This window comes from Streptomyces sp. NRRL WC-3549 (assembly GCF_000721935.1).
Classification (GTDB): domain Bacteria; phylum Actinomycetota; class Actinomycetes; order Streptomycetales; family Streptomycetaceae; genus Streptomyces.
Map to the genome: position 1 here is coordinate 22,661 of NZ_KL585424.1, position 2,028 is coordinate 24,688.

Sequence of the window (2,028 nt, forward strand, 5' to 3'; positions counted from 1 at the left end):
GTTACGGCGTGAAGCGGCTGTGCAGCATCCTCGGCGTCAGCCGCTCGAGCTTCTACTACTGGCGCCGGACAGCCGCCGACCGGGCCGCCCGGCGGGCGGCCGATGCCCGACTCGTGGCCCGGATACGGGCGGTGCATCAGGAATCGGACGGCACTTATGGAGCTCCGAGGATCACTGCCGAGCTTCGCGAGGAGAGCGGTGAGGCGGTCAACCACAAGCGGGTCGCAAGGATCATGCGGACGTTCGGGATCGAAGGGGTCCGGTTGCGTCGCCGGCACTGCACCACCGTTCCCGACCCTGCTGCGGCCAAGGCGCCGGACCTGATCGGCCGCGACTTCACCGCGGGCAAGCCGAACACGAAGTACGTCGGTGACATCACCTACCTGCCCATCGACGGCGGGAAGTTCTGCTATCTGGCGACCGTCATCGATCTCGCCTCGCGCCGTCTGGCCGGCTGGGCGATCGCCGACCACATGCGCGCGGATCTCGTCACCGACGCCCTGGCCGCGGCGATCCGCACCCGAGGCAGCCTCGCCGGATCGGTCATGCACACCGACCACGGAGCCCAGCTTGGACTCAACCGGTCGTCGCAACACCGGCTTCCTGGAGGGATAGTAGGTGTTCGTTGAGGGCTTCGGCGGGGGTCTTCCAGGCGAGGGTCTTGCGGGGGCGGTTGTTGAGGGTGAAGGCGACGGCCTGGAGCTCGTCGATGCCCCAGCGCGACAGGTCCGTGCCCTTCGGGAAGTACTGCCGCAGCAGACCGTTCGTGTTCTCGTTGGTGCCGCGCTGCCAGGGACTGTGGGGGTCGGCGAAGTAGACCTGGAGTCCGGCATCGACACGGAGCTGGGCGTGCTGGGCCAGTTCCGTTCCCCGGTCCCACGTCAGGGACCTGCGTAGTTGCTCGGGCAAGGTCGTGATGGTGGCGGTGATCGCGTCCTTCACGGCCTCGGCGCCGCGGCCGGCCAGCGCGGGCCCGTTCTTGGTGCGCGGTTCGGTGCCGAAGCCTTCCATCCGGGGCAGGTGCAGCAGCATGGTGAACCGCGTACTGCGCTCGACCAACGTGCCGATCGCGGACCGGCCGGTGCCGATGATGAGGTCACCTTCCCAGTGGCCCGGAACGGCACGGTCCTCGGCCTCGGCCGGCCGCTCGCTGATCAGCACGTCAGCGGTCACGTGGCCGCGAACGCTCTGCCTGGTGCGCTCCCGCGGGACACGCAGTGACCGTCCGGTGCGCAGGCAGGCGACGAGCTCACGCTTGAGGGCTCCGCGGCCCTGGACGTAAAGGGCCTGGTAGATCGCTTCCGGGGAGATGCGCATGGACACATCTTCGGGGAAGTCCACCGTGAGCCGCTTTGATATCTGTTCCGGGCTCCAGGAGGTCGCCCAGCGGGGTCCTGACGGCGGGGCTTGTTCCTTCCCTGCCAGGGCGGCACCTGGGGACCCTCGACGACCCGGCCGTCCAGGGCGTGGACGACATTCCCGGCCAGCCGGTCCTGCACATACGCGCGCAATCGCCCATCGGCCACCAGCTTCGCCGGCTTCGGCCGCTGAGCCCGCCGCTCGGCATGCCATTGCGCCAGCGAGGCCCGGTACTCCAGGTGGTAACTCCGCGTGGAGGCGTTGCGCCGCAGCTCCCGCGAGATCGTGGACGGCGAACGCCCCAGACACCGCGCGATCGCACGGACCCCGAAATCACGCGCACGCAGCAAAGCAATCTCCTCCCGCTCAGCGAACGAGAGGTAACGGCCGGAGACAGTCGGGGCGAGGCACGGATTCACCCCGCCAGCATGACGAAACCACCGCGACCCCACCGCAGGCGAGACCTCGATGACGGCTGCGGCATCCACCGAACTCAGCCCCCGCGCGATCGCCTTCCAGAACCTGACCCGGTCCTCACGCCAGGCAACGCTCGGCCGCCCTGGCGAGGGCATCTCCCCGCGATACTCACGCACCGCCCGCTGCCGATTCCCCACACCCATCACAAACCCCCAGCTCACGAAGGTGTTGCGACGACCGATTGAATCCGCC

At 68.8% G+C, this 2,028-nt stretch carries 2 pseudogenes; one reads left to right on the forward strand and one right to left on the reverse strand.

The features are described 5' to 3' along the window. A pseudogene (locus tag IH13_RS0127525) lies at positions 1–569 on the forward strand (IS3 family transposase); the annotation flags it as partial. A gap of 7 nt (positions 570–576) precedes the next feature. On the opposite strand, the pseudogene IH13_RS38575 reads toward IH13_RS0127525, so the two are convergent. Next, positions 577–1,979, reverse strand: a pseudogene (locus tag IH13_RS38575) (IS30 family transposase). Between the last annotated feature and the right edge of the window lie 49 nt (positions 1,980–2,028).